The organism is Flavobacterium muglaense, from assembly GCF_014305155.1.
Taxonomy (GTDB): Bacteria; Bacteroidota; Bacteroidia; order Flavobacteriales; family Flavobacteriaceae; genus Flavobacterium; species Flavobacterium muglaense.
Window position 1 is genome coordinate 80,562 of record NZ_JACRUK010000008.1, and the last position, 26,151, is coordinate 106,712.

The window sequence follows — 26,151 nt, forward strand, 5'->3', positions numbered from 1 at the left end:
TATTTGATACATTTGGAGTCGTAATCTAGCCCAGATCGCAACGGCATCTCCCGATTTAGAAAAACAAGACTTTTTTTAGCCTTAGTTTTTATTAGCGGGAATACAGTGAAGAGCTGGAAATAGCTCCAAAAAATTAAAATTAAAACGAAATGATTGAAATTGAACGCAAATTTTTAGTAACCAATGATGATTTCAAACAACAAGCTTTTAGACAAAACCGCATTAAACAAGGTTATTTGAGCGCTGTTCCTGAACGAACAGTTAGAGTGCGTATAAAAGGAGATCGTGGATTTATGACCGTAAAAGGAGTCTCTAGCGCAACTGGAATGTCTCGTTTTGAATGGGAAAAAGAGATCTCACTAGAGGATGCTAATCAATTACTACTATTGTGCGAAAGAGGAGTGATCGACAAAACACGATTTGAAGTTAAAAAGGGCAACCACATTTATGAAATTGATGAATTCTACGGCGAAAACGAAGGCTTAGTCATGGCCGAAATCGAGCTCAACTCAGAAAACGAACCCTTTGAAAAACCAGAATGGCTAGGTGATGAAGTAACAACCGATCCTAGATATTACAATTCGTACTTAAGCACGAATCCCTACAAGAGCTGGAAATAACTACTTAGAAAACACCTCGATAGTAACTGTCATTACCCCTATTCCTTTATTCTTAGCAATTTCCATAAATGCTTTTTTCGAAAGATCAATTTCTCTTGATCTAACGAACGGACCTCTGTCTAAAACTTCGACAATCACCCATTTGCCATTGGCTTCATTTGTGACTTTTAGTTTTGTACCAAAAGGAAACTTTTTATGTGCTGCTGTGTTTTTATGCATGTCAAATATAGCTCCACTAGCGGTTTTTCTGCCATGAAATTTATCGGCATAATAGGAAGCATGCGCACCTGTTTTATAAGGCGATAACTTTCCGTACTTTTCGGCTACGGTGTCTTTCACCACCTCTGGCTGCACCACAACGGCCTTGCCTTTTTTGACAGTATCTTTAGCAACAGCCGTTTTTTGAAGGGAGTTTTTTATCTTATCTGCAATTGATGTTTGACTAGTTGCCAAACCAATAATTGCAATTAAAAAAAATAGTGTTGTAAATTTTCTCATATTTATTTTGTGTCTAATGCGTATTTTACAAAAACCATACCTAGATAAAAAAAGCCCCAGAAAAAGGGCTTTTTTTTTATGTTTTTAGATCCATAAACTCCAAGGTATTCTACTTAAAATTAGTAGTAATCCCAAAGTATAAAAAATAGTAAACGTTTTGAATTTAGATTCGCTAGTCGTTAATTTCTTATGCTTTGACCAACCAACTGTAATAAGGGTAATAGCAATGATATTCATTAATGGATGCTCCAATGATGTAAGTCGTAACGCTTTATCGGCCATGTTTCCTAAAGAAGAAAAACCTAATGGAGAAACAAAATACAATATCAATCCAATTAACAATTGCGTATGTGTTCCTATTAGCCCAAAAATAGCAATTTTTCTATCCTTAGCAGTAAACTCTTTCTTACCTACTAAACCTACAATTGCATTAACAACTGCAACAACTAACAATAAAAGAGCCCCATAAGCCCAACCTGAATGAAATTCTTTTAAAAATTCGTACATATAATAATGATTTTTTAAACACAAATATAAACAAAAAAGCATAAAAAAACCACGCTAAAAGCGTGGTTTTGAATTTAAATAGTACTCTAAGAATTATTTACCAAAAATATATCTTAATGTAAATTGCGCTTGCCATACATCATATGTAGAAGCATTTTTACTAAATGTATCTTTGATTAACTCTTTAGACCCATCAGCATTTGTTTGCGTAGCCAATTGATATACCGGCACACCAGCTGTTGTAGTTCTATAATTTAATACGTTAGCATTTGTAACTCTTTGCGTAACTCCCCAATTTTTATTGATCATATTAGTGAAGTTTAAGATGTCCGCTCTGAATTGGAATGAGTTCTTTTTACCACCAATTTTAATGAAAAAGTCTTGAGTTAATGACAAATCCAATCTGTGTAACATTGGTAATACACCACCATTTCTTTCAGCATATTGACCTCTTCTTGTAGAAAGATACGCGTCTTGATTGATATAAGCATCAAAAGCTGCTTGTTGTTGTGCTTGAGTGTACGTTGTTACTACATTTACTCCATTTACAACATTAGTTACTGCTAATGATTGAAAGCTAAGTTCATTTGCATTTTTAGGAACGTAGATTAAGTCATTAAATGTAACTCTATCACCATTCATATCACCTGCATACGCATAAGAAAACGCACCTGTTTGCTCGCCAATATATCCTAAACTAATAGAAGTCGAAGCGCCTATAGTTTTACCATAATCAATTTTATATCCTAACATACCAACTATTCTATTTGGCGTGTTGTTATTAGATAATGTAACTGGTAAGTCATTATTACCATTTACAGATCTAGCACCTGTCCACGATCCCGAAGCAACTGAACCCGCAGATAATAAATCATTAGCGCTTGAATGAGTATATGCTAAAGATCCCCATAATCCTTTTTTGTATGGGTACTCTAATTTTACTGTAGTTGAATAAAAATACCCTTTGTTGGTATTAGTTAAAACAATTGCATTAGATACATTATCATTAATACGTACCCCATTGTCATTTCCTGCATATCTAGGTCTGTTGTCAGTTCCTACAAAAGTTCCAATCGGCGCATCAAAATTAGCATTGTAATAGTTGATTGCATTGATGTTTGATTGATAGATTCCTTCAATCGTTCCTCTAAAACCAAAAGGAAGTTTTTGCTCTACAGCAATATTCGTTTTCCAAACTTGTGGGAATTTGAATTTAGTATCTGTCAAAGCCAAATCAAAAGTAGATGGCAAAGTTGGTGTTGAAGGTATGAAATAATCATTAGGATTAGCAGTAAATCCATATCCACCAGTTCCTACAGCAGCACCACTTACATCAACATATCCAGTAAGCACACCATTATTTCCGATTGAATTAGATAAATAAACTCCAGGAGCTCTACCTGTGAAGATACCACTACCTCCACGTAAAAGCGTAGAAGAATCACCATTTAAATCAAAGTTGAAACCAACTCTAGGCTCCAATAATGTTTGAGCACCTGGCATTGTTCCTGTGTTGAATTTCTCACCATCTTTAAAAGTCATTGCAGTTACTGCAGGATTCTCTAAAGCTGTGTTAGCAAACCAAACTCTTGACGCACGTAAACCTGCAGTAAGTTTGAATTTTTCGCTAAATTTAATTTCATCTTGAAAATATAAATCTAATTTATTAGACTTGTAAATTTGTAAAGGCTCAGCAGCGCCAGCTAAAGCTGAATATCTAAATTGTGTACGCGCTGGCAATACAGTTGTAGAAGGAGCATTTCCATTGGCAGCAGATTGATTTGCAGCAGCATAAAAATCCGTAAGAGAGTTAAAAATAAAAACTCCATTTGAAGCAGGGAAGAATAAGTTACTTGACTTGAAATATTCAAAATTTCCACCAAATAAGAAAGTATGCTTTCCAACTGTTTTAGTTAAATTATCTGTAAAGTGTAAAGTTGAGTACGATAATTTATTACCGTTTGTAAAAGGATCTAAACCTGCAGAAACAAGAGTAGTCGCTCCTTCTAAGATGTCAATTGTAGGGAAAACTCCACCACCAATTAATCCTCTATCTTCAATTTGCTTGTCATAACCAGCAACGAAGTTATTATACCAAGCATTATCAATTTTACTGTTTAATTCTAAAACAATAGATCTTGTATTATCCTGTACAGTATAACCACTGTTTTTGAAAGACATTGCATTCACATTCGTTCTTCTATTTCCATATCCAGCTGAGCTTGAATTTGACGTTAAGTTATCTGAACTTGAATTATGAAAAACGTATCTAGCTGTTAATTGATTGTTATCATTGATATTCCAATCTAGTCTAGTAAGGAATTTTTTAGAAACACTTTCTGCATCATAGTTTTCCCATGGCCCAGTAGTGTATCCAAACTTGTCTTGTAAAAACGTAGAAAGTGTTTGCATCTGCGCATAAGTAGGACGAGATATTTGTCCACTTGGATTAGGAGAACCTGTCGAAGTCCAAGTAGTTGCTGGACTAGTATTTGTTACTGTCTCGAAGTTTCCAAAGAAAAACAATTTATCTTTAATAATTGGAGCTCCAATTCTACCACCTAATATTTTCTCTTCAAACTTAGCTGGCACAATAGTTACAGCACCTGCTTTAGTACCAATAAAACTTTTATTATTACTTCTGCTTGAAGTATAAACAGAACCTTCAATATCGTTTGAACCAGATTTAGTAACGGCATTAATTCCAGAACCTAAAAATCCTGATTGACGTACATCATAAGGAGCTATATTTACTTGTAATTGCTCGATAGCATCTAGAGAAATAGCTGTAGAACCTGTTCTTCCTCCTGCTTGCGCATCAGAACCAAGACCAAAACCATTATTAAATACAGAACCGTCAATTGTAAAATTATTCAATCTTGAATCTTGACCACCAAATGAACCATTAGCACCTGCATTAGCATTGTACTTAGTTACTGCGTTGATAGATCTTGAACCAGTTACAGGAATTGCAGTTAACTCTCTGTTTGAGAATTGCTGAGAAGCTCCTGTTCTACCTTTATTAAATGCTCCGTTTGATTTTGTTGAAACAATAACAACTTCTTTCAATGCATTTGACTCTTCACCAAGTTCAACATTAACCACAAGACTACTACCTAAAGGTGCATTAATCTCTGTAATTTCAGTTGTTTTGTAACCTACATAAACCACCTTAACAGTATATGGACCACCCGGTCTCATACCTTGTACCGAGTAACCACCAGTAGCACTTGTAGTTGAAAAGTACTTTGTTCCAGTTGGCTTATGAACCAATTCTACTGAAGCGCCCGGAAGCAATTCCCCAGTACTTGATTTAACAGTTCCTGATATTGCTGAAGTAGTTACCTGAGCATGACCAATAGCTGATAAAAAAGTAATCAAAATAAAAATAATTTTTTTCATTTTTGTTTCTCGTTTAATTTATTAATTTTTGGCAAAATTATAACATTTTTACCTATAATAGTTAACGCAATGTTAAGAAAAATTGCTTTTGAAAAAATAATTTGTTACAAAAAAATCAGCAAAAGAAACTTTTTACTCTAAATATCGAAAAATCAGCACCATTTGAGGCTGTTTTATCACTATTCGTTAAAAAATTATAGCAAAAAAAACAAAGTATAAAAAAAGCAAAAAACTCGATTTTATCTAAAAATCGAGTTTTTTTTATTTCAAATAGTAAGAAATTGTCTTTATTTATTCTTTAAAAAATGGTTCAAAAGAAACAAAGTTGAGCTATCGTGCTCCTCAACTTGCTTAGTATTAATTTCTTCCAATATAGAATTAGCTAATTGCTTCCCTAACTCTACTCCCCATTGATCAAAACTAAAAATATTCCAAATCACCCCTTGAACAAATATCTTGTGCTCGTATAAAGCAATTAAAGAGCCTAAAGCCTTAGGTGTTAATTGATCGATAAGAATTGTATTAGTAGGCTTGTTTCCTGCAAACACTTTAAATGGTCGTAAAAAAGCTGCTTTATCCGCTGCCAGTCCTTGTTTATCAAACTCTGCTTGAACCTGAGCTGCTGCTTTTCCTTGCATCAAAGCTTCGGTTTGCGCAAAGAAGTTAGACATTAACTTATCATGATGATCCTCGTCTCCGTACAATGGTTTAACAAATCCTATAAAATCCGAAGGGATGATTTTAGTCCCTTGATGTATTAATTGAAAGAAAGCATGTTGCGCATTGGTTCCCGGCTCCCCCCAAATAATTGTTCCAGTTTGATAGTTCACAGGTTTTCCGTCACGACCCACACTTTTTCCGTTACTTTCCATGGTTCCTTGCTGTAAATAAGGAGCCAATTTTTGTAAATACTGTGTATAAGGAATCAAAGCTTCACTTTCGGCACCAAAGAAATTGTTGTACCACACACTTAATAAAGCAAGTGTAACCGGCATGTTTTCATCAAAATTGGCTGTTTTAAAATGATCATCCATTTCATTAGCCCCATCTAACAAAGCGTCAAAATTATCAAACCCTATAGCCAAACTTATTGTTAGCCCTACCGCACTCCATAAAGAAAAACGTCCTCCAACCCAATCCCACATTGGAAAAACATTGTCTGGATTTATTCCGAATTCTGATACTTTTTGAATATTTGTGGAAACGGCAACAAAGTGTTTCGCTACATCCTCTTGTTTTGCTGATTGCAAAAACCATTTCCTGATAGTTTCAGAATTTGTTAATGTTTCTTGCGTTGTAAACGTCTTCGATACAATAACAAACAGAGTAGTCTCTGGATCTAATTTTTTAATTACTTCGTTTACGTGATCACCATCTACATTAGACACAAAATGCACGCCCAATTGATTGTTGTAAAACTGTAACGCTTCAACCACCATTGCAGGCCCCAAATCAGAACCTCCAATTCCTATGTTGACTACATCTGTAAAAGCTTTACCTGTATATCCTTTTCTTGCTCCCGAAATCACTTCGGCAGTAAATGCTTTAATTTTAGCTTTAACTTCGTAAATTTCCGGAACAACATTCTCGCCGTTTACGTTAATCACGGCTGTTTCTTTGGCTCTTAATGCCGTATGCAGTACCGCTCTATTTTCGGTTTGATTAATTATTTCTCCACCAAAATAATCAGCTATTGCGCTTTTTAACCCAATTTCATTTGCTAAACTCAATAACAAATCAACTGTTTCTTGATTGATGATATTTTTAGAATAATCAATTAAAAAATCATTCCATTGTATATTGAATTTTTCAGCTCTTGTTTTGTCTTGTGCAAACAGTTCTTTCATAGACGCTTTTTGCATTTCAGCATAATGAAGCTGTAGCTTTTCCCAAGATTTAGTTTCGGTAGGATTTATTGTATTTAGTGCCATATATCGAGATTATTTATTTACAATTATATTTTTACCAAAAATACTGAATTTAGATTGAAATGATAAACCCTTTTTAAGCAGTCTTTCAAATTGAGAGAAACTCAAAACCAAATCACCCTACAACGAAATAGGGAGAATAAACCAACTCTAATAATTGTTTTATTCTCCCTAAAAGATTTAAATCGTTATGAAATCATAAATTAGCTATACTATCTAATTTAAACTTCAAAGGTTCTATTTGTTTCAAAAAACGTTCTTTATTTGCTCCGTACATTGGCTCTCCATTTGGCAAGTTAAGTTTTAAAGCATCCACTTGCACACCGTTTTTCCAAAAACGATAACATACATGTGGTCCTGTGGCCAGCCCCGTACTTCCTACTCGACCGATCACATCTCCTTGATTGACACGCTGCCCTCTACGTACTAAAATCTTTGACATGTGTAAATACTGAGTAGAATAAGTTGCATTGTGTTTTACTTTTACAAAATTACCATTCCCCGCAGTATAACCTGCTTGCTCTACCACTCCCGAAGCCGTTGTGGTAATAGGCGTTCCTGTAGGCGCAGCATAATCGGTTCCTTTGTGTGCTTTCCATCGGTGTTGCACCGGATGAAATCTATTCATTGTGAATCGAGAGGTGATTCGACTAAATTTAATAGGTGTTTTTAGAAAGAAGTTTTTCAATGTTTTCCCCTCTTCATCATAGTACTCAATTTTACCTGAAGCTTCATTTTGCGCAAATGGGAACGCATAAATAATCTTTCCTTTATACTCAAAAAATGAGGCTTCGAGTTCCTCAACTCCATCGTAAATAGAATCATTTATGTATCGCTCTGTAAAAGTGATTCCAAATCGATCTCCTTTTTTAAGTTTAAAAAAGTCAATTGACCACGAATATATTTTTGTGATTTTATTTGCCAATGCAGCTTCTACCCTAGCATTACCAAGTGTTTCAGACAATGACCCTTTCAAAACTCCTCCTATAGATCTGCGTCTAATTGTTATGGGTCTTGTTTTTTTATGCGCTACAATAACCGAATCTCTCAAATCAAAAATATAATAATTGATCGCATCCGGCTGGTAAATAAAAACCTGTAGTTTGTTTTTTTTATCTTTGGATCTTAACATCGTATAAGGCTTATTAGGTCTTATTACTCGGACATCAAAAGTATCTTTTACACTTTGAACTATCTCATAAACCTTTCTATCACCAATATTTTGTTTTTCTATAATAGTCCCAAAGGTATCTCCATTCTTTACAGTATCTTGAATGACATTAAAATCAGCATAATTAAAACCAAAATCACTCTTTTCTGCAACTGGTTTTACTGCCTTAGACTTCCCTAAAACATCTGATTTGTCGGTCGATTTATTACAAGATAGTACCGTGGCTAATACTATGATTATGATGAATACTTGCTTCAAACTGTATTTTTTTTTCTAATTTAACTTACTTTTATAAACCCCAATTAACCAATTCATCTTCGCTCCATAGCTCTGGAAAAAAGATTCTTCTTTGGTATTTTGGATGCATGTATTTTTTCCAGTCACTACCTCCAGTAGCTTCACCATCTCCTTTACCGCTTTGATCAATGTATTTTATAGCAACGTTTAAATGCTGCATCACCCAAGTAATATTTACGGTATGATCAAAATGACGCATGGCTTTTACCAGTTCTGGATTTTTTTGATCTGAATCTGGAAGCTGTTTGAACTTTTGCCAAATATTAATAGAATTGTATTTTTCCATGTGTTTTAAAAACACTTCTTTGTACTTGTGCTCAAACTCTTCTAACAGGTACGATTTTTTTCCAGTATTGTAATCCTTACCTGCTGCTTGCCAGTACAAATGCTCAAAAGCATTTTCATAAGGTGTATTCCTGTCGATCTTGCTTCTAAAACGATTATCAATTAGATTTATCAAATCAGTCGAAGTAAACTCAATCAATCTATATTGCGCACTTTGAAACCCACTTGCAGGAGTCAAGGTGTTTCTAAATTTCATGTACTGCTCCACTTCCATTCCTTCCTCCATAATACTAAAAGAAGTGGTTAGCATGTCAAAGTAGCGCGTCACACGCATTAATCTTTCGGTAAAGAACGAAGTTTGTATGTTTTCGCAATGACAGATTTGTTGCATTTCCCAAAGAATCATCTTAAAGATGAGCTCGTTTACTTGATGGTACATGATAAAAACCATTTCATCCGGAAGCGTAGTCCTTTGCGTTTGCAAACTTAAAAGCGCATCCGTTTGTATATAATCCCAATATGTTATTGGTTTTGACCAAAGTAAACCCTCAAGTTGCGTTTCGGTTTTTTGATTTATTGCATCGTATTTAAGCTCAATTTCTTTTAAAATAGCTTCTTTACTGTCATTAATGTTCATTATTTTTTTATTTTAAACGAATTGCTTAATCCTTTAAATGCATCTAAATCTGCTTTGATGGACCCTACAGCCAATTCTGCTTTAATACGAAGAGGCAATCTATTCGCATCATCCGAAATCCATACCGTTACACTTTCTTGTTCTTTAAAAACGCGGCCCGATTGAACCATTGGCCTAAACACCATAGAAGACACAACCCCAAATTTAGTTGTAATATCTTGACGACCTATAAACTTTAACTTAAATTTTGTGGTTTCATCATCAAAAAACATATCAATACTAATAGATTCGCCTGGATTGATTTTGTCAATGGTAGGATAATTTCTTAAATAATAAAATGCCGATAAGATATCTTGACTGTTTTTTGGGATAACAAATGTTTTCTCGCTCTTGTTTTTGTAGTCTTTTACTAAAATCCTATTGGCAGATTGATTAAAGAATCCCTCTTGATTTTTAGTATAACCGCCTTCATCTATCTTCCTTACAAATTGCAATGGGTTTCCGCTTTCCTTATCAATGTAACTTTCATATTGATCATCGACTTTAAAGAAAAAACGAGACATACCAGTGGTATATCCTTTACCTATAACATGAAAAGCTTTTTTATTGTTTACAGTAGCGTCCTGTACTTCAAGTGTAGCGTAACCCGCGTTTACAAAACCATAATGAATGCGAAATTTAAACCATTCTCCCACATCGTAGGCATCATCATTACGTGAATCAAAACTCACAGTTAGTATCAATATTAAGATCAGTAGTATCTTTTTCATAATTTACTTTTTATCTATTTATTGATTGGAAATGCAAATTTTGTTCCAAATATATCAAAACAAAAAAACTCAGTCAAATAATGACTGAGTTTTTATGCTATTAACTAACCAAAAAACTATAAATTATGAAATTTATATCAAATCGGAAGGAAACCACCCCTTCCATTTTGCGACTGCAAAGGTAGAGAACAAATCGAGTTCTTTCTACTAAAAAAAAAGTTTAACAAAACATTGATATAATCCCAAATGGTTCCACGGTTATTTTTTCACATAATGTAAAAAAAAGCAGCTTTTATAGCGTTCCTCGCAATTCCTGTTCTCTCTCTATTGATTCGAATAAAGCCTTGAAGTTACCAGCACCAAAGCCTTTAGCTCCCATTCTTTGAATTATTTCAAAAAACAAGGTTGGTCTATCTTGCACTGGTTTAGTGAATATTTGCAATAAATACCCATCTTCATCAGCATCTACCATAATGGCTAATTTTTCGATCTCGTTGATATCTTCTTTCATCATGCCCATGTGCTCTCCTAAGCGTTCTGGGATTGCTTGGTAGTACGTATGTGGCGGCGCTGATAAAAACTCCACTCCTCTTGCTCTTAATTGACTTACGGTTTTAATAATATCATCTGTAGCAATGGCAATGTGCTGTATTCCTGGTCCTCCGTAGAAGTCTAAATATTCTTCAATTTGTGATTTTTTCTTTCCTTCGGCTGGTTCGTTGATTGGAAATTTGATTCTACCATTTCCGTTTGACATTACTTTACTCATTAATGCCGAATACTCTGTTGTGATTTGTTTATCATCAAAAGACAAGAAGTTTACAAACCCCATTACTTCTTCGTAGAACTTCACCCAAGTATTCATCTCGTTCCAACCTACATTTCCTACCATGTGGTCGATGTATTTCAATCCTGTTGCTTCTGGATTATAATCCGATTTCCATTCTTTATACCCTGGCAAGAAAACACCATTGTAGTTTTTACGTTCTACAAAAATGTGCACTGTTTCTCCATACGTATAAATTCCAGAACGCACTACTTCACCGTGCTCGTCTTTTTCTACTGTTGGTTCCATAAAAGAACGCGCGCCACGTTTCATCGTTTCTTCGTAAGCAGATGTAGCGTCTTCAACCCATAGGGCTGCTACTTTTACTCCGTCACCATGTTTTTTAAGGTGCTCATGAATAGGAGAATCTTGTGTTAATGGAGTTGTTAACACAATGCGTATTTTATCTTGCTTCAAGACATAAGAGGTTCTGTCTCTTACTCCAGTTTCTAGTCCGGCATACGCCAATGATTGGTAACCAAAAGCGGTTTTATAATAATGTGCGGATTGTTTTGCGTTTCCTACGTAGAATTCTACATAATCTGTTCCTAATAACGGAAGGAAATCTTGTGCTCCTTCAAATATTTTCTCTAATCCGTATTCTACTGATTTTACTTCTTTTGCCATTGTGTTTATTTTTTATGTGAAACCTAATTTTGGAACGCAGATAATGCGGATCAAACTGATTTTCACTGATTTTTTCTAAATTAAAATTTGTGCATTAATTACACTTAACGCTAGCCCTGATGGTAGCGGCATCCTTTATGTTTTTTCTTTAAAAACATAAAGATATAGCGAACAGCAGGAAATAGCTCCCGCCTCTACTCAGGAAATTGTTACTCTACCCAAGATTTGTAGTACTGACCATCGTCCAGCCCCATAGCCTCCTCGGTAACCATTAAAGGACGAAATGTATCGACCATGACAGCCAATTCCTCCGTACCGGTGTGGCCAAGACTGCGCTCCATTGCTCCTGGCGCTGGTCCATGCGGAATCCCTTTGGGGTGCAATGTGATGTGTCCTTGCTCGATATTATTACGGCTCATGAAATCGCCATCTACGTAATAAAGTACTTCATCACTATCAATATTACTGTGATTGTACGGTGCTGGAACAGATTTTGGGTGGTAATCGTACAGTCTTGGCACGAATGAACAGACTACAAAAGTTGCCGTCTCAAACGTTTGGTGGACTGGTGGCGGTTGGTGAACGCGTCCAGTTATAGGTTCGAAATTGTGAATGCTAAATCCGTATGGAAAATTGTATCCGTCCCAACCTATGACGTCAAAAGGATGCGTAGCATAAACCACTTCGTGCATCATTCCTTCTTTTTTGATTTTGATTAAAAAGTCGCCTTTTTCATCGTGGGTTTCTAATTCATTTGGCAAGATAAAATCGCGTTCGCAAAACGGCGAATGCTCTAAATGTTGACCCGACTCGTTTTTATAGCGTTTTGGAGTATAAAAAGGAGCAAACGACTCGACGTAAAACAAGCGATTATCCTCAGTGTCAAACTGAATTTGGTAAATGATTCCGCGTGGGATAATCAGGTAATCGCCGTATTCAAACGGGATATTCCCTAACATAGTGCGTAGTTTCCCTTTTCCTTTATGGATGAAAATCATCTCATCGGCATCGGCATTTTTATAGAAATATTCGGTTAGTGATTTTCTAGGTGCAGCAAGACCTATGGCACAGTCTTTATTGACTAACATGGGTTTGCGGCTTTCTAAGAAATCGTCGGCTGGTTTTAACTCAAATCCTTTTAATAATAAGGATTTAATGTTTTTTCCAATAGCGATTTTTGGTTCTACCGAATACGACTTTAAGATTTCTTTGACCTGAGTGGGCCTGTGTACATGATATGACAATGACGCGTGGCCATGAAAACCTTCGGTACCAAACAGCTGTTCGTAGTAAAAACCACCATTGGGTTTTTCAAACTGTACGTGTCTTTTTTGAGGGAATGTCCCTAGTTTATGATATAATGGCATGTTTTTTTTGTTTAAAAGTGTAATTAAATAAAGCGATAAAGGCTTTGTAATTTGTTATTCTAAATCAAAAAAAAGTGCCCTATTCAGGATTTCTCTTGATAAGGAATTGCAAATATTCTAATAAACCGGTCCATTTTGTTTTCATTATAACAAATATCGGAATTATTATTGAAATAGATTATATTTAAAATAAAAAACCAATGGTAAACCAAGTATAGCCCTTGGCGTTTTCTGGCGACCATGAATATTTAACTTCTAGCGGACCAACAACAGTTTCTAAACCATAACCTACTGCATAGCCCGAATATTTAGGTATCGACACCCAATCAACTGATTCGAAAATGTTATTTCCTACGTTTGCAAAATTGGCTGAAAAGTTCAAATGGTTCTTTTTATAAAACTCGTAATCGATGGTTCCCGTGGATTTTATATAACTATTCCCGCTCACGCTAAGAAAATCATACCCATAGAATGACCTGAAATTATTGACGGGATGAAAACCATAACCACCTAAAACAAAATTAAAGAAGGGAACACTTTCATTGCCAAATGAAAAACCAGCTTCGGTTTGAATTTTTAAAGTCGCATTTTTAAACAAGCGCGCAACAGCTCCAAAGTCGGCTTTTGCAATTGTAAATGGTTTGAATTTATTGGTATAATCCGATGATTGAAAGTACGAATGAATATCTCCGGAGAAATACCACCCTTTTCTAGGGAAATCCTTATTGTCAAAAGAGTCATAACGCATGTACCCAAACCCACTAAAATAACTACTTTTGTCAATTATAGGGTTTGCATTTGCAATAGTGGTCGATTTTATTTTTAAATATTTATACTCTACTCCACCACCTATTAAAAATTTCTGAACAAATAAAGATTGAAAATAAGCTTGACTACTTAGATCTGAAAAATCGACAAAAATGGAATTTATTCCTAAAGCAACATAATCTAAACCGCTCACTTCGCCCGGCAGATTACGACTGAACTGATTAAAATTAGACTTAAACCCTAAACTTAAATTGTAACCATTCTCTACATAATAATCTAAGTCATACCTGAAATTATCACCCAAAACGATATCTAAAGAAGCGATATCATTCTTGAACAATGTTTTTTTACGAGTGAAATTAACTAAAACACCACTTTTATACAAATCGTCATAATGCAACCCAAACTTCAAATAGGTTTTTATTGGGTTTTCTCGCAAATTCAGGTTTAGATCATCTCCTCCATTATTTGGTTCGAACGCATAATTGATTACACTAAAGTTATTTGTAGCATTGATATTATTGATTCCTTTTTGTAATTGTTGATAGGTTATTGTTGATCCTGCTTTAAAACGAAGCTTTCCTAAAACGTAATCTTTGGTAAAATTATCCAACTCATTGCTGTTGACATTTCGTATTTGTAGCGTATCTGATGCGATTTTCAACTTTGGTTTAGTGTAAAAATGAGTTCCTTCTCCCAGCACTTTTATTTTTTCATAGACCGCAAAAGTTGCATCTTCTCCCTTTTTAATAATCTCTGTTCCCTTGTCAAATGAAATCACACCATAATCCTTAATGTCTGGTTTAATGTAGATGTCTGTTTTCTCGATATTCAGTTTCATTTTTTCTATCGAATGCAAATTAGTGATCTGCACCAAGATTTTAGTGGCGTCTTTCAGGGATTTTCTATCGCGCAAATCATCTTGCACATCGACACCAATAATGATATCAGCACCTAATTTCCTGATTTCATCTATTGGATAATTATTTATTACTCCACCATCTACTAGCAGTTGCCCATCAATTTCGACAGGCGAGAACAACGATGGAAATGCCGAACTTGCAATCATTGCCAGAGCCAGATTACCCTTGTCTAATATCACTTGCTTACCCGTTTCAATATTAGAACCAATGCATAAAAACGGAATAGGCAATTGATTAAAATCGCGTACATGCCTCACATTTCTTGTAATATTACTTAGTAAGTTAAAATTGTACATCCCCTTAGAGAGTGCCTCAGGAATCCCTATTCTAAAACGATCAAAAGGCAGCACTACGGCATACAATTCGTCATTTCTTTTTTCATAAAAATTCTTAGAAGATCGAGGTATAAAGTCATTAATTAAATCATCAAAATTTGTTGTTTGAAAAATAGAATCAATCTGTGCCGCATTGTAACCAGAGGCATACAAGCCTCCTACAACTGATCCCATACTGGTTCCGCCTATAAAATCAATTTTCACACCCGCTTCTTCCAATACTTTTAATACACCTATGTGAGCAAAACCTTTTGCACCTCCTCCACTTAAAACCAGACCTACTTTTGGACGATGCTGTATTGCTGTTTTAACAGTGTCTTGAGAAAATGAATTTTGTGAAAAGCCAAATAAAAAAAACAAAAACCATCCTCCAAAACCAAAAGAGGCATTAGCAACAAATTTTTTTTGAAAAATATTCGAATAACACAATTGAATTTGGCTCATATATAATTTTGAATCAATTTAGTAAAAATCAGTATTGTTACTGAAATCTAAATATTAGTATGCTTAAAAAAACTATTTTTTTGCTAATAGTAATTTGTTGTTTTTATCAAATTTCCAAATATCAACATGCCATCGGGCTCCAGCTTGACAAGAGGACTGCATGGTTTTGTTTTTTTTATCAATTTTAATATCACAAAACTCGTCACAATTTGGATTATAAACAGAGGGGATTTGCAACAATTTAAATTGCTCATTAATCCTTTCATACAAAAATATTTGGTAAATGGTATACACACCCATTCCGTCATCCGTTCTGTAACATGCAAAATCTTGGTACCCATCAAAATTGTAATCTGCTACTTCCAAATGCATTTCCTTACCGGTTATCGAAGTTTGAATGCTATCAATTATTTGTGTTTTATGATTTTTTGAAGTACTAATTTCAATTTTTTCAAAATTATTAACTGGCTTTATTAGAATTTGTATTTTATTTTTTTGATGAAATGTAATACTTTTTTTACTGTAACAATAAAACGAAAAAAACAGAAAACTAAATAAAAATAACGATTTCATAGTATTACGCTTTATTATTATTGTAAAAGTCGACAATTTTTTTGGCTTTTGACAGCCCTACAACCTCCGTTATGTCTTTTTCTGAAGCTAATTTCAATCTTTTCACACTTTTAAAATGCTGAATCAACGACAACATCGTTTTTTCGCCAATTCCAGGAATCGATTCTATAGACGAATTTAAGGCCGCTTTACTTCGTTTATCTCGATGGTGTGTAATTCCAAAACGGTGCGCTTCGTTACGCAATTGCTGAATTACTTTTAAGGTTTCGGATTTTTTATCTAAATATAAAGGAATAGAATCTCCGGGATAAAACAGCTCTTCCAAGCGTTTTGCAATACCTATAATGGCTATTTTTCCTCGTAATTCCAACGCATCTAAACTCTTTAATGCCGACGATAATTGCCCTTTTCCACCATCAATAATAATTAAATTAGGTAATGGTTGCTTTTCATCCAATAATCGTTTGTAACGGCGGTACACCACCTCTTCCATCGAAGCAAAATCATCTGGTCCTTCGACTGTTTTTATATTAAAATGGCGATAATCCTTTTTACTGGGTTTCCCATCTTTAAAAACCACACAAGCTGCCACGGGATTTGTCCCTTGGATATTAGAGTTATCAAAACATTCAATATGTCTTGGCTCCACAGGCAAGCGCAGGTCCTTTTGCATTTGTGCCATAATTCTGTTAGTATGGCGATCTGGATCTACAATTTGCAACTGTTTTAACTGCTCAATTCTATAAAACTTAGCATTTCGAATAGACAAATCTAGTATCTGTCTCTTATCACCCAGCTGTGGCACAGTAACCTTTAAATTCTCGCCTAAATCTACCAAAAAAGGAACAATAATTTCCCTTGAAAGCAATTGAAAACGCTCTCTCAACTCTATTATGGCTAACTCTAGCAACTCTTCATCCGTTTCTTCCAGTTTTTTCTTGATTTCCATAGTATGCGACCGAATAATCGAACCGTGGGAAATTTGTAGAAAATTGACATAAGCCGCAGCCTCATCAGAAACAATGGAGAACACATCGATATTGGTGATTTTTGGATTTACAATTGTAGAACGCGATTGATAATTTTCAAGAACTTCAATTTTTTCTTTTATTTTTTGGGCTTCTTCAAAGTGCATATCTTGTGCCAAATCAATCATAACACGTTTAAAATCCTTCATGCTTTCCTTGAAATTCCCTTTTAGAATTTCGCGAATTGCATCAACTTGCTTTTGATAATTTTCTAAACTTTCATACCCTTCACAAGGTCCTTTGCAATTCCCAATATGATATTCTAGGCAAACTTTAAATTTTCCGCTGTCAATATTCGATGCGCTCAAATCATAATTACACGTACGCAAGGGGTACAATTCTTTTATTAATTCTAAAATGGTGTTGACCGTCTTGAAACTGGTATATGGTCCAAAATATTCCGACCCATCTTTAACCATTCTCCTTGTAGCAAATATTCTTGAGAAAGGTTCTTTCTTGATGCATATCCAAGGGTAACTTTTATCATCACGCAGCAATACATTATAGCGCGGTTGCAGGGTTTTGATAAGATTGTTTTCTAATAAAAGTGCATCTGTTTCCGTAGGAACCACAATATGCTTGATGGTTACAATTTTTTTTACCAATACATTCGTCTTGGCTGTATCATGAATTTTATTGAAATAAGAAGAAACTCTTTTCTTTAAATTTTTGGCTTTACCTACATACAATATTTTCCCGTCCTTGTCGTAATATTGATAAACACCTGGTCCATCAGGCAAGGTTTGTATTTGAAGATCTAGGGTTGGGTTTTGCATTATTGACTGCAATTTTTAGTATTTTAAATTTTAAAATTAGCCATGGATAAAGCAAATTTTACAGATTTTCACTGGTTAATAATTCTCTTTTGCAGCTATCTTTTGTTCAATGAATTTAAGATGACTTTGAGAAACTGACATTATTATGGTACTAATCTCTTTATCGGTCAACTTTTCTGTATAATTTTTAGATATTTTATCATTGCCAATAATACCACTACCGTAAATTACATATTTATTTAATTCAAATTTAATATGCAATATGCTAAAGTGACTAAATCTATCGCAAATACCGTTATTAAAAAATTTAAAAGTATAATCAAAATGAATGTCTTGAATATTTTTATCTATTACATCACTCCCCAATGGCAAAATATTTGTCCTTAAATTAACATCATTAATAAAAATATTATTTTTAATTAGATCATAAAAATGTTCGAATTTTCCACAACTTTCTAGGAATTTTTCATACAATCTTTTTATAGAGTTGTCATAAACACTCAAAATCGCTTCTTTACTTCTTGTAGCTTCACTTTTACCTTCTGAAAACTTAATTCTTTGTTCTAACAATGCAATCTCCTTATCCAAATCATCCTCTTCCTCAATTCTTTCTCCCATTGCACCAGCAATCATAATTTCAAGTGAGTAAACTAAATTTCGGGCAATGTATTCGACAAAAGCTTCAACATTACCCGCATCTGCTAGTTGTAACACAGCAAAATAATTAGCTTTGTCTTCTGTCTTAATTATTACAGGTGGTAAATCAAATTTCATCAGAATAAAATTCATTAAAATCCTCGCTGTTCTTCCGTTTCCGTCATCAAAAGGATGGATTCGAATAAATTTATAATGGAATTCAGCCGCTAAAAAAATCGGGTTAACCTCTTTTTTCTCACATTTCTCTCTATACCAATTAATTAAATCGGTCATTTTAGAAGGAGTCTCTTCTGGACTAGCAAAATAAAATATTTCACCTGTCTTTGTTTTCACATGATTAGGAGATGTTTTGTAACTCCCTACATTTATTCTCTTTTTAGTCGGTTCACCATCTGGAGTAATTGCATCAACTTCATAAGATTGTTTTAACAAAAGAGTATGCAACTCCCTAATAAAATTTTCATTTAATGGATAATCCCCTTTCACTACATCAATTACCCAATTAACAGCTTCGTTATGCCCAGTGATTTCAAAATGATCTTGCAAAGGCTTGCCTTGCGCAGTTATACCAAATAATAGTAATGCCTTTGTCTCTCCATAAGTCAACGAATTACCTTCTAGATGATTTGAATGATAATTCCAATCCAAACGGAATTTTTGCATTATTCGTTGTTCTTGTGCTTTATCAATTGGACGTAAATCATCTAATTCATTTTTAAGCTTTAATGCATGTACAATCTCTTCCATTTAAAACAAGAATTTAATTCAAACAAATTTAACTTTAAAATTAGCATAAACCAAATTCAAAAACAGCTCATCAGTATCAATTTAATTATTACTACATTTAGCTTTTTAATTCAATATGAGACGTACAATTACCATTCTAGGAGAGACTGTTTTACCGGGACAAAGCAAAACCATTGACATGGAAATTGCAAAATTACACAACACTGCAAAACTTAAAATTCCAATCATCGTGTCTCGTTCCAAGATCGATGGCCCTACTGTGCTATTTTCGGCTGGGATTCACGGCGATGAAATTAATGGTGTCGACATTGTTCGTCAAATTATCACTAAAAAAATCAACAAACCAAAACGAGGCACTATCATTTGTATCCCTATTGTTAATATGTTTGGTTTTGTCAATATGTCCCGTCAATTCCCTGATGGACGTGACTTAAACCGCGTTTTTCCCGGAAGTAAAAACGGTTCACTAGCCAGTCGTTTTGCATATCACATTCTCACAGACATCATGCCGCTTGTTGATTACGCTGTCGATTTTCACGCTGGTGGTGCAAGCCGATTTAACGCACCCCAAATAAGACTAGCTCCCAACAATGCCGAATTAAAAACGCTAGCCGATGTTTTTAATGCTCCGTTTACCTTATACTCTAAAAATATTTCGGGCTCTTTTAGAAATTCAAGCCAAAAATTGAATGTAAAAATGCTGCTTTTTGAAGGCGGAAAATCATTAGACATCAACACCTCTGTTTCTAACACTGGTATTCAAGGGGTCAAACGAATTTTGGACCATTTAGATATGTTAGACCCAAAACAAACCCTCGAAAAACAAGAAAACAAAACGATTTATATCGAAAAATCAGCTTGGATTAGGGCCAAATGGTCTGGTTTACTGCACGACAATGGTTATATAGGCGCGTTTGTAAAACGAGACACCGTCCTTGCCATAATTACTGATCCCTTTGGTAAATTTGAACACAAGGTAAAAGCGCCAAATGATGGCTATATTATCAATGCAAATCATGCACCAATTGTTTATCAAGGTGATGCTGTTTATCACATTTCGAAAACACTAGTCGATGGAAACAAATAAAAAAGAATTACGTCAAAAATACAAAACACTAAGAAAATCACTAACTGAAAGTGCTATTGATGAAAAGAGTTTGGCTATAGCCAATGCTGTAACTAAACTACCTATTTGGGAAAAAAATTATTTCCATATTTTCCTTCCCATAGTAGAACATAAAGAGGTTAACACCGAATTGATTTTACATCTACTTGCCGGAAAAGACAAAGAAGTCCTTATCTCTAAAGCGGATTTTGAAACTCACGAGATGACTCATTTTTTATTGACAGACAACACCAAAATTAAAAAAAACGAATACAATATTCCCGAACCTCTTGATGGAATTGAAGTTCCGTCTCAGAAAATAGATGTAGTTTTTATTCCGCTATTGGCTTATGATACAAAAGGAAATAGAGTAGGCTACGGAAAAGGATTTTACGACAAATTCTTAGCTGATTGCAAGCCCGATGTTATTAAAATAGGGCTTTCATTCTTTGAGCCTGAAGCATTAATTACAGATGTATTTGAAGGCGATGTAAAAATGGATTACTGTGTTACTCCCGATAATATTCATTCTTTTTAGTTCTCAAATAATGAATAAATCATTAGATCCAAGCTAAGACAGAAGCAATATAACAAGTCCGCCATAACATAACAAATGTAGCACCAGCAAGACAAAAGCACCTTTTACCAGTTTATAACAAGACGTAATTCTGACTTGTATTGTTTTTCCTTGTATGTTTTTGCGAAATAAACGCATAACTATTTGATCAACATCTGAAAGCGACCGTGTTCTATCACCCAGACTTTTCAACAAACGACTATCAAAATTCAAATGTCCGCTTCTAAGCCCAAAAAGAAAACCTGTCAATAAAAATACAACAAAAACAACCTCTTCAAGCGTATTGAAAGCATGGTCCTGAACCATTATACAAACAGTAGGAATTGTGATAAATACCAATAAACCTAGCAGACTAACTTTCTTTAAAACAATTGCTGCCACTAGACACTCTTTACAATCCTGATCTGACATTAATTGCTGTTTTTACAATATGTTTCTAATAACTCTTTATGCTTTCCCGATAAACTAAATTGAAATTTATTATCCTCAAAAAAAGCAAAACCTTCTTTAACGGACTCTATTTTATGGGTGTACAACAACCAAGCAAAAACTACCGTGGCACTGCGAGACATTCCTAATGCACAATGAATAAAAACAGTTTCGTTGTTTTGAATTAACTCATCCAGTTTTTTTACGCCTACTATTAATTCATCAATTGTAGGAGCAGCCAAATCAATAAGTGGATAACTTACGTAATTCTGACTACTATTCTTTAATTTCTTATACTCCGAACAGACATCAAAAATGGCGTGGTAATCCTGTTTTTTTGTCATCCAAAATGCTCCTAAATACAACTTCTCTGTTATTTTTTGAGGCGATTGATAGGATTTAAAAAATACATTCCTTACCAATCTTGATATCCAACGGTACGGGAAAAATAAAATAGTAGCGGCAAAAGTAAATGAACCATTCTCTTTTTTTTGAAAAATAATAGCCCCTAAACCAAAATACCCAAGTCCAATAAAAAAGAGCGAAATACCCATCCAAATCAAAATAACTGCGATAGCAATAGGACATAAAAATGCCAAAACAAAAAATAACAATCCAACTATTACATGAAGTATTGCTAATCGTTTTGATTTAATTTCTCCCCATTTCCAGTAATGAGCCTTTGACAAAGGAAAGAGATAACAGATTATTAATCCCGTCAAAAATCCTGCTGGGATGTCTATAAAATGATGCTGAAAGGTAGTCAAAACCGAAACTCCGATGAGAAAACACCAAACATTCCAAATAGCTTTACCTACTTTATTAAAATGTGGCAAATAGATCCTCCATAAAATAACCAATAAGATAATATGCAAAGAGGGCGATTGATTAAACGGCTTATCAAACCCCATTAAAGCATCAAATAATGACTTCCAAACTCCAAAACATTCCGGCTTTATAGTTGAAAAAGTTAATGGAAACAACAGAAAAAACAATACTGCGATAGGAGTAGCCACCAAAAGCCGTAATGCATGTTGCCGTTGAGCAAACTTAGTCATTGGTAAAAACAGTGACAATCCATACAGTAAATCGATACTCCAATAAGGGAGTATGGTTGATGGTAAAAAGGGAATGTGTTTTTCCCAATCGTATACAATTTCGCCAACGTTTTCTTTAGGTAATAAAGCCGCATAGCCGTTTGCCCAGCCATACAGGATAAAGAATAAAGGAGCTAACACTAGCAACCAAATAAATCCATTACGCCATTGTATTTTATTTTGTTCTATCATAAACTTAAGTTCTACTTCGTTGCCCCTTACATACTATTATCACTATTTTTATCATTCTGCTTTTGTACTTCTGACCGTAAAAAAGACGTCATCAAAAACTTATGTGGCTTTTTATTAGTGTCGTTAAACCAACTAACAGATCATACCACAAATCAATTTTAAAACTTTATCCTTCGCTTTTTTTATAATTTTCAAAATATGTAGCGTCAAAATCAATACTATTACACACGCTTAACAGTCATGTTGAATACTAATTTCGGATACTTTTTCTTCTACTTTATTTCCTTTAGCTTCAGAAGATAAAAATAAAATTACTCTATCTTCCTCATAGTCTCTATTGGCTTCGAAAATAAAATCAAGTTTACCATCTTTGTCTAAATCTCCCACAAAAAGGAGTTTCACAAACGTATCATTAAAACCTTTTTCAGAAAGCAGCAATTCTTCTGCTGCTGTTTCTGTTTTTATAAACAACTTATAATCTTCAACATTATGCCACAACTGATCCTTTTGACCTTCTTCACCCGGTATTCTTTCAGTACTTTTTATTCTACCTTCGGCACGCAGAGAATACTTTTGATTATTGAAAACAAACTCTTGTTTTTCTGTAGGCCAAATATACTGATTGGGAATCGCCAGATGATCGATTTTTCCAACAACTAACTTTTTATAATCTAACAATAAAAGTGTTTTTCTTTTTGTGTCAATGGATTTTGTTTCCGTCCCTACACACTCGTCATAACCTTTTGAAATAGTGTATTTTGCTTTTTCAATAAAGAAATTCCCATCCTTTTCAAACAAATCAAACCAATCGGTATTTAATTCCTTTGTGGGATCATCATTATCTACTATCCGATATGAATTTGGCAACAATATAGCAAACAAATCGGGTTCACTTTGAGCAGTTTCAGCTTCTGCAACAACTTCGGGGGTAGTTTGATTTTCAACAATTTTTTTAGGAGGATTTATAGTAATGGTTTTCTTTTTTGACTCCTTACAAGAAAAACAGAGCAATAATACTAGAACTATTACACTGTTTACAATATGTTTACTTCGTTTTTTAACCATCTTTTTTATTTTTTTATCTCTACTTTACAAGCTATTGAAAATGTCATTTGGAATTGTTTTTCTCCTTCGATCCTTATTTTAAAATGCACTGCAACATCGTATTAAACCGAAGCAACCTGAGTACTTTTTTTTCAATTACTATTCAGTAACATCAAGCTCGTCAAAATCTTTAATTTCAGATAATTTAATTAGTTTACTTCTTTTAATCTTTGTCACGGTTTCCTCAAAAATCTCATCACCCCCTTCTTCTATATCTTCGTTCGTATTCACTTTCGACACCTGCTTTTTAATTAAAAAATTGATGCTTGTTTCACTGTCTACTATTGGCCCTGTATTATTGCTGTCATCATATCCAATAAGTTCAAAATCTGAATTTTGAAATCTAAAGGTATAGCTCCAATAACCATATCTTCCGTGAGCATAGGATATGTATAAATTTCCTTTTTTTATTTCAACGCCTAGTTCTGGTGCATAATAATTGCCCCCCTCTTCGTTTTCTGAAGAAAAACAATCATAATTTTTGACAGCCAATTGATAATTGCCTTTTATCTTAAACAAAACAATAATCCCTCTTCGATTACGGTCCAATTCACCTCGATATTCATCTTTAACGATGTTTTTCATGTCTATTCCTTTAATAATTAAAAGACAATCTTCTATACCGTCTTTATTCAAATCACCATAAACCGTGTCATAAACAACATAGCCTTTTGGCATAAAATCGGATATATTATTTGCAGCCTCGCTTGTTGTCATGATTTCTTCAGAGTCCTTCCTTTCGCCTTCTAAATTATGCTCTACGGAGGTTGACACTGTATCTTTATTTAATCCATTACAACTATAATTTCCAAATAGAGCTAAAATTGCTCCTGTAAAAAACAAGTATTTCTTCATACTATTTATTCTGTTTTACGTGATGTTTTGATAGTATTGCTTATCAATTCTGCTAGCTCACCGCTAGAAGAAATTATTTTAATTCTTTGTATTTTGACTCTTCATAAAATCTTTTTCGCTCTGATATAATTGAATTTCCAAAGTTATCTTTGAAACTTGATTTTAAATTAATAGTGAAGTCAAAAAATCATTTATCACAATCGTAAATAAAAATCGCTTTTTCATCAATGTTGAATTTTTTATCAAACTTAATATAGGAATCAATCCTTTTATATTGATTTAAAATATTGGTGTTATTATATTCATAATCGCTGGTATTTTCTTCATTTTCAACATAATTGAATTTATCTATAAAAGCATTTTTACTTTCTTGAAAAGAATATTGAGCATTAAAAAGTTCTTTATCATCAATTTCATAGTCTTTATATAGAGGTGTAATTAGTATTTCTTCGGGACTAAAAACTGTTTTTGATATTCCTGAAAAACTAGATTCTTTTAAATACTCTTTTAAATCTTCTTTTTTTCCGCCGTGATCACCATAATAAAGGATATTGTCTTTAAAAAAATACGAGAAAGGTTCGTATTTGTAATCTTGTTTATAATGAATTACAATAAAATCATTGTAATGATTCGCATTGTAAAAAGTATATATCGTTGGTAGTGATTTTTCTGCCTGACTGCCGTAAGGAATGGACGATAGCGAAATTGTATCCCCCTTTTGTTTTGTATTATAAATTTCTGGGTATTTGAAACAGTGATTGTTTTTTTGAAAAATTCGCTTTAATTGAGGCGTTTTGTTATCTAAAGCGCCAACTTTTATAAATGTCTCTTCTTCCCCTAGGCCATTTGACAGCATGAATTTTGATTCGCTTTTTAATTTTTTATCATGCCTCCCATAAATATAAAATGATTCCTCAGGACGATCTGGGGTAAATATAACTTCGCCTTGCTTCTTTAAGGCCCATTTACCTGTTATCAAAGTAGCATATCCTATAATTACAAAAGTACTATCGGCCTTCAAATAATGGGAACCGCCGCGTAACTTATAAAAACCAACTAGGTCTTGTTGTTTTTGCGCAACTGTTTGTTGTATGTTTACAGCAAACAACACAAATACTAAAATTAGTTTTACAGCTAAGGAATTCAATTGACTTTTCCCCGTATTTGATTTTAATTTTGGATTATCATAAAGCATCAGTTGTATGTATTTTAAGTGTGTTAATGATCCAAATATTGGATCTAATTTTGGCAGCTCTTATTTTATTGTAAAAAACTTAAATGCCTTATGCCATTTTATCTTATCATTCTCCTTGATCCATACTAAAAATACTATCCAAAACAGTTTCGGGATCATCTTTGCTGAACACTATTTGATGTTTTAATTTTAAAACTTTTTTCGTCAAAGTACTTGGCATACTATCAATCATAGTGTTTACTTCAACAAAACTAACATCACCAGTAAGTACATTATAATCCATGGTTGATTGTCCGCCAGCTCCCATATTAAAAGTATTAATACTAATTAATATTTAGAGGTGTAAAGTTATGTACTTATTTTAATTATTTGTAATCCAATGTGTTTATGCTTCATCATCTTAATAATTAG

At 33.9% G+C, this 26,151-nt stretch carries 22 protein-coding genes; 3 read left to right on the top strand and 19 right to left on the bottom strand.

The features are described from left to right. The first annotated feature begins 149 nt into the window (after positions 1 to 149). Positions 150 to 620, top strand: a complete 471-nt coding sequence (locus H8R24_RS05665; protein ID WP_187017546.1) for a CYTH domain-containing protein — start codon at positions 150 to 152, stop codon at positions 618 to 620. On the opposite strand, the gene H8R24_RS05670 is transcribed toward H8R24_RS05665, so the two are convergent. From H8R24_RS05670 to H8R24_RS05730, 13 genes are all read right to left on the bottom strand, one after another. Then, positions 621 to 1,118, bottom strand: a complete 498-nt coding sequence (locus H8R24_RS05670) for a septal ring lytic transglycosylase RlpA family protein (protein WP_187017545.1) — start codon at positions 1,116 to 1,118, stop codon at positions 621 to 623. An 84-nt stretch (positions 1,119 to 1,202) separates the two neighbouring features. After that, positions 1,203 to 1,625, bottom strand: a complete 423-nt coding sequence (locus H8R24_RS05675; protein WP_187017544.1) for a hypothetical protein — start codon at positions 1,623 to 1,625, stop codon at positions 1,203 to 1,205. Between the two features lie 93 nt (positions 1,626 to 1,718). Continuing rightward, positions 1,719 to 5,027 (bottom strand): TonB-dependent receptor, encoded by a 3,309-nt coding sequence (locus H8R24_RS05680; protein WP_187017543.1) that lies wholly within the window; start codon positions 5,025 to 5,027, stop codon positions 1,719 to 1,721. Positions 5,028 to 5,314: 287 nt separating this feature from the next. After that, positions 5,315 to 6,958: a glucose-6-phosphate isomerase gene (pgi, locus tag H8R24_RS05685; protein ID WP_187017542.1), complete on the bottom strand. Its 1,644-nt coding sequence runs from the start codon at positions 6,956 to 6,958 to the stop codon at positions 5,315 to 5,317. Between the two features lie 193 nt (positions 6,959 to 7,151). Then, positions 7,152 to 8,384: a peptidoglycan DD-metalloendopeptidase family protein gene (locus tag H8R24_RS05690; protein WP_187017541.1), complete on the bottom strand. Its 1,233-nt coding sequence runs from the start codon at positions 8,382 to 8,384 to the stop codon at positions 7,152 to 7,154. Between the two features lie 31 nt (positions 8,385 to 8,415). Further along, positions 8,416 to 9,345 carry a tryptophan 2,3-dioxygenase family protein gene (locus H8R24_RS05695; protein ID WP_187017540.1) on the bottom strand — a complete coding sequence of 310 codons (930 nt, stop codon included), beginning with the start codon at positions 9,343 to 9,345 and terminating at the stop codon, positions 8,416 to 8,418. Next, on the bottom strand, positions 9,345 to 10,115 hold the full coding sequence (locus H8R24_RS05700; protein WP_187017539.1) for a DUF3108 domain-containing protein: 771 nt from the start codon (positions 10,113 to 10,115) through the stop codon (positions 9,345 to 9,347). Before H8R24_RS05700 ends, H8R24_RS05695 begins: the two co-directional genes overlap by 1 nt. Positions 10,116 to 10,407: 292 nt before the next feature. Continuing rightward, the gene (hppD, locus tag H8R24_RS05705) at positions 10,408 to 11,568 is read right to left on the bottom strand and encodes a 4-hydroxyphenylpyruvate dioxygenase (RefSeq protein ID WP_187017538.1); all 1,161 of its coding nucleotides are present in this window, start codon (positions 11,566 to 11,568) and stop codon (positions 10,408 to 10,410) included. A gap of 209 nt (positions 11,569 to 11,777) precedes the next feature. Continuing rightward, positions 11,778 to 12,935 (bottom strand): homogentisate 1,2-dioxygenase, encoded by a 1,158-nt coding sequence (locus H8R24_RS05710; protein ID WP_187017537.1) that lies wholly within the window; start codon positions 12,933 to 12,935, stop codon positions 11,778 to 11,780. 184 nt (positions 12,936 to 13,119) lie between these two features. After that, a complete protein-coding gene (locus tag H8R24_RS05715) occupies positions 13,120 to 15,405 on the bottom strand; it encodes a patatin-like phospholipase family protein (RefSeq protein WP_187017536.1) in 2,286 nt (761 codons plus the stop codon). Between the two features lie 72 nt (positions 15,406 to 15,477). Further along, positions 15,478 to 15,978, bottom strand: coding sequence for an XAC2610-related protein (locus H8R24_RS05720; RefSeq protein WP_187017535.1), 501 nt, complete (start codon positions 15,976 to 15,978; stop codon positions 15,478 to 15,480). Positions 15,979 to 15,982: 4 nt separating this feature from the next. Continuing rightward, positions 15,983 to 17,782 carry an excinuclease ABC subunit UvrC gene (uvrC, locus tag H8R24_RS05725; RefSeq protein WP_187017534.1) on the bottom strand — a complete coding sequence of 600 codons (1,800 nt, stop codon included), beginning with the start codon at positions 17,780 to 17,782 and terminating at the stop codon, positions 15,983 to 15,985. A gap of 75 nt (positions 17,783 to 17,857) precedes the next feature. Continuing rightward, positions 17,858 to 19,186 (bottom strand): Fic family protein, encoded by a 1,329-nt coding sequence (locus tag H8R24_RS05730; protein ID WP_187017533.1) that lies wholly within the window; start codon positions 19,184 to 19,186, stop codon positions 17,858 to 17,860. Positions 19,187 to 19,301: 115 nt separating this feature from the next. Between H8R24_RS05730 and H8R24_RS05735 the strand changes: the two genes are divergently transcribed. Beyond that, positions 19,302 to 20,273, top strand: coding sequence for a succinylglutamate desuccinylase/aspartoacylase family protein (locus H8R24_RS05735; protein WP_187017532.1), 972 nt, complete (start codon positions 19,302 to 19,304; stop codon positions 20,271 to 20,273). Next, positions 20,260 to 20,829 carry a 5-formyltetrahydrofolate cyclo-ligase gene (locus tag H8R24_RS05740; RefSeq protein ID WP_187017531.1) on the top strand — a complete coding sequence of 190 codons (570 nt, stop codon included), beginning with the start codon at positions 20,260 to 20,262 and terminating at the stop codon, positions 20,827 to 20,829. Before H8R24_RS05735 ends, H8R24_RS05740 begins: the two co-directional genes overlap by 14 nt. A gap of 33 nt (positions 20,830 to 20,862) precedes the next feature. On the opposite strand, the gene H8R24_RS05745 is transcribed toward H8R24_RS05740, so the two are convergent. The 6 genes from H8R24_RS05745 to H8R24_RS05770 form a co-directional block, all read right to left on the bottom strand. After that, on the bottom strand, positions 20,863 to 21,279 hold the full coding sequence (locus H8R24_RS05745; protein WP_187017530.1) for a hypothetical protein: 417 nt from the start codon (positions 21,277 to 21,279) through the stop codon (positions 20,863 to 20,865). Then, positions 21,279 to 22,586: a phosphatase PAP2 family protein gene (locus H8R24_RS05750; protein ID WP_187017529.1), complete on the bottom strand. Its 1,308-nt coding sequence runs from the start codon at positions 22,584 to 22,586 to the stop codon at positions 21,279 to 21,281. The genes H8R24_RS05745 and H8R24_RS05750 overlap by 1 nt, the downstream gene beginning before the upstream one ends. Positions 22,587 to 22,817: 231 nt before the next feature. Next, entirely contained in the window at positions 22,818 to 23,651 is an 834-nt protein-coding gene (locus H8R24_RS05755) for a hypothetical protein (protein ID WP_187017528.1), read from the bottom strand. 138 nt (positions 23,652 to 23,789) lie between these two features. Continuing rightward, positions 23,790 to 24,545 carry a hypothetical protein gene (locus tag H8R24_RS05760; RefSeq protein ID WP_187017527.1) on the bottom strand — a complete coding sequence of 252 codons (756 nt, stop codon included), beginning with the start codon at positions 24,543 to 24,545 and terminating at the stop codon, positions 23,790 to 23,792. A gap of 187 nt (positions 24,546 to 24,732) precedes the next feature. After that, positions 24,733 to 25,740, bottom strand: a complete 1,008-nt coding sequence (locus tag H8R24_RS05765) for a hypothetical protein (RefSeq protein ID WP_187017526.1) — start codon at positions 25,738 to 25,740, stop codon at positions 24,733 to 24,735. A 106-nt stretch (positions 25,741 to 25,846) separates the two neighbouring features. Further along, the gene (locus H8R24_RS05770) at positions 25,847 to 26,047 is read right to left on the bottom strand and encodes a hypothetical protein (protein ID WP_187017525.1); all 201 of its coding nucleotides are present in this window, start codon (positions 26,045 to 26,047) and stop codon (positions 25,847 to 25,849) included. Positions 26,048 to 26,151: the final 104 nt, after the last annotated feature.

Bases quoted from the DNA above. Each gene is read 5' to 3' on its own strand.
- H8R24_RS05715 (WP_187017536.1), bottom strand. From the start codon at position 15,405: ATGAGCCAAATTCAATTGTGTTATTCGAATATTTTTCAAAAAAAATTT.
- H8R24_RS05700 (WP_187017539.1), bottom strand. From the start codon at position 10,115: ATGAAAAAGATACTACTGATCTTAATATTGATACTAACTGTGAGTTTT.
- H8R24_RS05770 (WP_187017525.1), bottom strand. From the start codon at position 26,047: ATGGGAGCTGGCGGACAATCAACCATGGATTATAATGTACTTACTGGT.
- H8R24_RS05760 (WP_187017527.1), bottom strand. From the start codon at position 24,545: ATGAAGAAATACTTGTTTTTTACAGGAGCAATTTTAGCTCTATTTGGA.
- H8R24_RS05675 (WP_187017544.1), bottom strand. From the start codon at position 1,625: ATGTACGAATTTTTAAAAGAATTTCATTCAGGTTGGGCTTATGGGGCT.
- uvrC (WP_187017534.1), bottom strand. From the start codon at position 17,782: ATGCAAAACCCAACCCTAGATCTTCAAATACAAACCTTGCCTGATGGA.
- H8R24_RS05765 (WP_187017526.1), bottom strand. From the start codon at position 25,740: ATGCTTTATGATAATCCAAAATTAAAATCAAATACGGGGAAAAGTCAA.
- H8R24_RS05735 (WP_187017532.1), top strand. From the start codon at position 19,302: ATGAGACGTACAATTACCATTCTAGGAGAGACTGTTTTACCGGGACAA.
- hppD (WP_187017538.1), bottom strand. From the start codon at position 11,568: ATGGCAAAAGAAGTAAAATCAGTAGAATACGGATTAGAGAAAATATTT.
- H8R24_RS05750 (WP_187017529.1), bottom strand. From the start codon at position 22,586: ATGATAGAACAAAATAAAATACAATGGCGTAATGGATTTATTTGGTTG.
- H8R24_RS05665 (WP_187017546.1), top strand. From the start codon at position 150: ATGATTGAAATTGAACGCAAATTTTTAGTAACCAATGATGATTTCAAA.
- H8R24_RS05680 (WP_187017543.1), bottom strand. From the start codon at position 5,027: ATGAAAAAAATTATTTTTATTTTGATTACTTTTTTATCAGCTATTGGT.
- H8R24_RS05670 (WP_187017545.1), bottom strand. From the start codon at position 1,118: ATGAGAAAATTTACAACACTATTTTTTTTAATTGCAATTATTGGTTTG.
- H8R24_RS05755 (WP_187017528.1), bottom strand. From the start codon at position 23,651: ATGGTTAAAAAACGAAGTAAACATATTGTAAACAGTGTAATAGTTCTA.
- H8R24_RS05710 (WP_187017537.1), bottom strand. From the start codon at position 12,935: ATGCCATTATATCATAAACTAGGGACATTCCCTCAAAAAAGACACGTA.
- H8R24_RS05740 (WP_187017531.1), top strand. From the start codon at position 20,260: ATGGAAACAAATAAAAAAGAATTACGTCAAAAATACAAAACACTAAGA.
- H8R24_RS05730 (WP_187017533.1), bottom strand. From the start codon at position 19,186: ATGGAAGAGATTGTACATGCATTAAAGCTTAAAAATGAATTAGATGAT.
- H8R24_RS05720 (WP_187017535.1), bottom strand. From the start codon at position 15,978: ATGAAATCGTTATTTTTATTTAGTTTTCTGTTTTTTTCGTTTTATTGT.
- H8R24_RS05695 (WP_187017540.1), bottom strand. From the start codon at position 9,345: ATGAACATTAATGACAGTAAAGAAGCTATTTTAAAAGAAATTGAGCTT.
- H8R24_RS05745 (WP_187017530.1), bottom strand. From the start codon at position 21,279: ATGTCAGATCAGGATTGTAAAGAGTGTCTAGTGGCAGCAATTGTTTTA.
- pgi (WP_187017542.1), bottom strand. From the start codon at position 6,958: ATGGCACTAAATACAATAAATCCTACCGAAACTAAATCTTGGGAAAAG.